Here is a 6022-nt window from a genome sequence, read left to right on the forward strand (position 1 = left end):
GTCAGTCCTCGGTACTCGTCCGAACGCGGTCGGCGAGCGTCTCGTGACACTCCGTGGGATGGATGGGATAGACCGCGATCGGTTTCCGTTCGTTCGCGACGTGGATGACGAGTTCGTGGCGCTTCCGATAGCTCCAGTAGAGGCTCGCCAGCCCGACGACAGCGAACCCGACCCCGACGAGGGGGTTCCGTGTTACGCCGACGAAGACGCCGAGGCCGACGAGGAGCAGACTCATGACCACGAGGTCCCACTCGGCACTCTTGAGACCGACCTGCGTCACGTTCGCGTGTTCGATCTTGATCTTCGTCTCGTCGTCCCGATCGACGTAGACGCCTTCTTGATTGTAGCCGATCCAGCCGCCGCGCCGGAGTCCCATTCGGGTGATCGTCGTGCCGTCCGAGCCGTCGCGGTCGTTCATGCGGGTGCGTGGCGGCACGATCACTTCCGAGTTACGGGGGTCAGTCGTGGATGGAGGCACGAAAAGTGAGGCTTCGTATCGCCGATCAGTCGTTGGCGACGTCGGGTTCTCTCGACTCCCCGCCGAAGAATCGTGCGTGATACGGCGTGAACGCGTCGTCGTCTTCGGTGATCTCCTCCCACGCGGTCAGGCCGCGTTCCTCGGCGGTGCCAGGGATCGTGTTGTCGAGCACGAACGCGGCGATACCGCCGACGGCGATCGGCGTGCCGAGGATGATCCCGAGCGTCTGGGCGACCGTGGGAAGGCCGAGCACTGCACCGAAGACGGGGACGCTCGCGAGGCCAGCTTCGAGCGAGATGTCCGAGGCGTTCTGGACGTTGGTGACGTACTCCGGGATCGACAGCCCGGCGAACAGGCCGAAGCCGAGCACGAACACGTTCCGGTTCTGGTTGAGATCGACGTACTGGAGCTGTGAGAGGCCGACTCCGACGATCTGGGCGAACATCGCGAGGAACAGCCCCCCGACGATCGCGCTCGGGATCGTCGTCACCAGCGCCCCGAAGTAGCCGACGAACCCGACGACGATCATCACGACCGCGCCGACCTGGACGACGTACCGCGAGGCCACCCCCGTGATCCCGATCGCACCGATGTTCTCGGTGTAGGAGGTCGAGCCGTTGCCGGTTCCCATGATGCCCGCAAAGATGTTGCCGAGCCCCTCCATACCGAGCCCGTGATTGACCCGCCGCGCGTTGGGTGCGCCCTCACCAGCCATCCGGGCGACCGAGTGATAGTCCCCGAAGCTCTCGATGGCCGAGGCGAGCATCCCGGCGATCATCCCCGCGATGAAGGAGGTCGTAAACAGCGGGAGCCCCCACTGAAACGGGGTGATCGCGCGGAGCGGGGGCGCGTTCGCGACCGGACTCAGATCCACGAGACCGGGGACGAGCCCGGTGACCGAGAGGACGACGGCGAACAGGTACGCTCCGCCGAGTCCCAACAGAACGGGAAACAGTTTGAAGATTCGGGAGTAGCCGTCGAGGTACTGCGAGAACAGCACGATGAGCGCGAGCGTCAATCCGACGAGATACCAGTTGTTCGTCGGGCTGGTGATCTGCGGGACAGTGAGGAGCGCGAGCCCGATCAGCGCGATCACCACCGCGATCACGAGCGGGCCGACGTACCGCTTGAGTCGGCCGAAGATCCCGAGATAGCCGATCGCGACCTCGACGAGACCGGCGACGATGACCGCTCCCTGGAGCTCGCGGATCATCGTCGTCGGGGCGGCGTCGCCCGTCGCGAGCACCGCGACGATCGCGAGTGCGGGTCCCAGCATCGAGAACGTCCCGCCCTGGACGATCGGGTAGCGGTTCCCGATCGTGGCCTGCGCGAGCGTCGCGACCCCCGAAACCACGAAGAACGTCGCCACGAGCTGGGCGGTCTGTGCGGCGTCGAACCCGATCGCCCCCGCGAGCACGAGCGGGATCGCGATCGTCGACCCGATCATCGTCAGCCAGTGCTGGACGCCGAGCAGCGCCGACTGGCCGAGCGGCGGCTTGTCGTCGATCCCGTACTCGACCATGCTGCTCTCGTGTGCCCCCGCTTTCTCGGTGCTGGTGTCTCCGCTCATGACCGCCTCCAGTACGGGCATCGGCTGTGGTATGTCATGTCGTACTCTCCTTGCGCATCGTTGTCGAATGAAGACATAAATCTATGGGTTGTCGTCACGACCGCCGGGGAGAACGCAATCCGCACTCTCGATCGTCGTCCGTCGACTCGTCGGTGGACCTTCGGTGGCGATGGCGTATCCGGCCGGACGCAAGTTACTTGGTACCATTGTGAGAGGAAGTCAGTATGGGCAGTCAATCGGAGTACGGAGTCTCCGCCGAACTGAACGTTCCCGTCGAGACGCGTGACGGAATCGAACTCGCGACCGACATCTATCGGCCGGCGGATCCGGACACGAACGAACCGATCGACGATCCGAAACCAGCGCTGCTCGACCGGACGCCGTACGGAAAGCGGGGGCGGATGGAGCGCCACGGCGAGTGGTACGCCGAACGCGGCTACGTCGTCGCGATCCAGGACTGTCGTGGCCGGTTCGACAGTGAGGGCGAGTACTACATCTTCGTCGACGAACCAGAGGACGGCTACGATACGGTGGAATGGCTCGCCGACCGCCCCTACTGTGACGGTCAGGTCGGCACGATCGGCACTTCGTATGGAGCATGGGTCCAGAGCGCGATCGCGACCCAGGATCCACCCCACCTCGAAGCGATGTTCGTGAACCAGGGGGCCGCCAATGGGAGAGAGGCGACCTTCCGACACAACGGCGCGTTCGAACTCCGGTGGCTCTGCTGGGCGCTCACCCTCGGCGGCGGGTTCGCGAAGCGCGCCCTGGAGAACTCGGATGTTCAGGCGCTCCTCGCGAACGTCGACGTTCGGGACGTGCTCGCTGACGGGCCGATCCAGCAGGGTCAGTCCCCGCTGCGACACATCCCGAACTACGAGGAGTGGGCGTTCGACATCATGACGCAGGGGGCGGCGAGCGACGAACTCTGGCAGTCTCCCGGAATCGACTTCGAGCGCCACTACGACGGGATGGCCGACGTTCCCACCGTGTACGCGGGCGCGTGGTACGACTCCTACACCAAGGCGACCTGTGACAACTTCGCTGCGCTCGCGGAGCGGAAGGACGCGGATCAGTTCCTCCTGATGGGGCCGTGGACCCACGGCTGGAACGGGTATCCGCTGCCGTCGTGGAACAAACCCTACTCCGGTGAACTCGCCTTCGGCGAGGCCGCGCTTCGGGACTACCAGGAAACCCGCCTGCGCTTCTTCGATCACTACCTCAAGGACGAGGACTCGTGGAGCGACCAGGCCACGGTGGAGTTCTTCCGGATGGGGACCGGCGACGGCGGCCGGACCACCGACGGCCGGCTGTTCCACGGCGGGGAGTGGTCGACGGCCGATGAGTGGCCTCCGAACGACGTCGAACAGACCACCTACTACGCCCACGGCGACGGAACGCTTGCGACCGCCGAACCCGATTCCGATGGCGGCGCGACGAGCTACGAGTTCGATCCCAAAGATCCCGTCCCCACCCTCGGCGGCAACTGTTCGTCGTACATCACCTACGAACCCCGCGAGGAGAACCTGATCGAGTACCCGCTGGCCGAGCGCAACCTCCACGACATCACCGGTCGGGGCGGGTTCGATCAGCGCACTCGCGAGGACACCTTCGGCGCGGAGCCACCGTACGGCCCGCTGGAGCACCGCGACGACGTGCTCGTCTTCCGCACGCCCCCGCTCGACGAGCCGGTCGAGATCGTCGGCCCGATCCGGGTCCGGGTCCACGGAGAGACCGACGCCCCCGACACCGACTTCACTGCGAAGCTAATCGAGGAGTACCCACCCAGCGACGGGTTCCCGAACGGGTTCGCGCTCAACCTCGCGGACTCGATCTGTCGGGCGCGATACCGGGGCTACCGCGACGAGCCGGACTTCGTCGACCCCGGCGAGGTCTACGAGTTCGTGATGGAGCCGTACCCGACCGCAAACGTCTTCGCTGCGGGCCACCGGATCCGGCTCGACATCTCCTCGTCGAACTTCCCCCGGTTCGACGTGAACCACAACACCGGCGGTCCGCTCTACGGCGACCGCGAGTACCAGGTCGCGACGAACACCGTCCATCACAGCGCCGACCATCCGACCCGAATCGAGCTGCCGGTTCGACGGACCTGATGAGATCAGCGGCGGACAGTTCGGGGTTTCACGGCAACACTTATACTCACGGTGGGGCTACGGAAGAACCGTGTTCGTATGAGCCACACGAACAACCGACACGAAACGGATCGATCGCCGACGGGCGGTGACGGCGGATGAAACCGGCCGCGTTCCAGTACCACCAGCCGTCGTCGGTGACGGAGGCGACCGACCTCCTCGCGGAGCACGAACACGACGCCGAGTTGATGGCGGGCAACCAGTCGCTCGGGATCGTGATGGCGAATCGCCTGGCGACACCGGAGCATATCGTCGACATCAACGGTGTCGACGAACTCGACTACGTCGACGTTGCCACCGAACGGGTCACGATCGGCGCGCTGACGAGCCACCGCACCATCGAGACCTCGGCCGCCCTCGCCGACGCGCTGCCGATGTTCCCGGCGGCGGCCGAACAGATCGCCGGGCCGAGCGTCCGCAACCTCGGCACGCTTGGCGGGAGTGTGGGCGAAGCCGACCCTGCGGGGAACTATCCCGCTGTGCTCACCGCGCTCGACGGCGATCTCCACGTCGCGTCCGCGGACGGGGAGCGAACCGTCGCGGCGTCGGAGTACTTCATCGCGTACATGTTCTCCGACCTCGCGGAGGACGAGCTGATCACCGGCGTCTCCGTCGATCGGGAGCCGTTCCCGGCCGAACGCACGGGGATGGCATTCCTCGAACAGAAACCCGCGGCCCAGACGTGGCCGACGATCAGTGCGGCCGCGGTCATCCGCATCGACGACCCCGACGCGGACGCACCCGTCGTCGAGGAGGCACGGCTCGCGCTCGCGAACGCCGCCGACGTTCCGCTCCGCGTCGAGGATGCCGAGGCGGCCGTCGAGGGTGAATCGCTCGTCGAAGCACCACTCGCGTCGGCCGCCGACGCCGCGAGTGAGGCCGCCGAACCGGGCGAGGAGATGCACGCCGACGCCGAGTACAAAGAAGAGTTGGCCGGCGAGTACACCCGGCGCTCGCTCGAAACGGCGTACGAACGTGCGGTCGACACCACGGACACCACAACACCATGATGGAATTCGACGGCGAGTTCACCTCGGATCACCCGCGTGACGATCTCTGGAACTACTTCACCGATCCCGCAATCCTCGCCGACTGCGCGCCAGGCTGTGACGAGATCACGATGGAATCGCCCGGCGAGCTGTCGGCGACCATCACGGTCGGTGTCGGCAGCGTCAAGCCGACGTTCGACGTCGATATGACCGTCACGCGCGCCGACGCGCCCGCAATCCTCGAGATGGAGGTCGGTGGCGACGCGAGCCGGAACTCTTTCGAGGCCGTCACCGAGATGTGCCTCGTCGAGGATGGCGACGGGACGACCGCCACGTGGGAGGCCCGCACGAACGTCGCCGGACTCATCGCCAGCATGGGCCAGCGCGCGCTCGGCAGCGTTGCTGCCCGGATCGTGAACAACTTCTTCGAGGATCTCGAAGCGAAAGCCGACGAAGGCGTTCCTGCCGAGTCGAAGCTCGAAGCCAAACCCGAGGCCGAAGCCTCGATCGAGAACTGACTCACGAGGCCGCGAACGCAACCGAATCGACCACTAACCGTCCCGTCTTTCGTTAGCCGTCCCGTTTTCAACTTGAAGTGTCGTCAACGCCGCCGTCGGGTCGCTTCTCTCGACCGACGAGGTTCGCGCTCGCTTCATCTGCTCACGGGCGCGAAGCGCCCGTTCGCACGGTCCGAGGGACGCAAAGCGTCCCTCGCTACTCGCCTCACTTCCGGAAGACTCGTTTCACTCGTCTTCCTGCTCTATTGAAAATGGACGACGGTGACGGGATTACTCCGTAATGAGTTTGAGGAAACGAGGTCGAGAAGTCGATC

The 6022-nt window shown here is 65.5% G+C and carries 5 protein-coding genes; 3 read left to right on the forward strand and 2 right to left on the reverse strand.

What is annotated here, in order from left to right:
* Nucleotide 1: 1 nt before the first annotated feature.
* Nucleotides 2-418, reverse strand: coding sequence for a hypothetical protein (locus tag PHA81_RS09060; protein WP_005042303.1), 417 nt, complete (start codon nt 416-418; stop codon nt 2-4).
* 85 nt (nt 419-503) lie between these two features.
* The gene (locus PHA81_RS09065) at nt 504-2048 is read right to left on the reverse strand and encodes a solute carrier family 23 protein (protein WP_241430289.1); all 1545 of its coding nucleotides are present in this window, start codon (nt 2046-2048) and stop codon (nt 504-506) included.
* Between the two features lie 224 nt (nt 2049-2272).
* Here PHA81_RS09065 and PHA81_RS09070 point away from each other — a divergent pair, with 224 nt between their 5' ends.
* The 3 genes from PHA81_RS09070 (at nt 2273) to PHA81_RS09080 (ending at nt 5708) form a co-directional block, all read left to right on the forward strand.
* Nucleotides 2273-4162, forward strand: coding sequence for a CocE/NonD family hydrolase (locus PHA81_RS09070; protein WP_005042308.1), 1890 nt, complete (start codon nt 2273-2275; stop codon nt 4160-4162).
* Between the two features lie 137 nt (nt 4163-4299).
* Nucleotides 4300-5211 carry an FAD binding domain-containing protein gene (locus PHA81_RS09075; RefSeq protein WP_005042311.1) on the forward strand — a complete coding sequence of 304 codons (912 nt, stop codon included), beginning with the start codon at nt 4300-4302 and terminating at the stop codon, nt 5209-5211.
* Complete coding sequence (locus PHA81_RS09080) at nt 5208-5708, forward strand: carbon monoxide dehydrogenase subunit G (RefSeq protein WP_005042314.1); 501 nt, start codon at nt 5208-5210, stop codon at nt 5706-5708. Before PHA81_RS09075 ends, PHA81_RS09080 begins: the two co-directional genes overlap by 4 nt.
* Nucleotides 5709-6022 lie beyond the last annotated feature (314 nt).

This window comes from Halococcus sp. PRR34, from assembly GCF_028617175.1.
In the GTDB taxonomy this organism is placed as follows: domain Archaea; phylum Halobacteriota; class Halobacteria; order Halobacteriales; family Halococcaceae; genus Halococcus; species Halococcus salifodinae.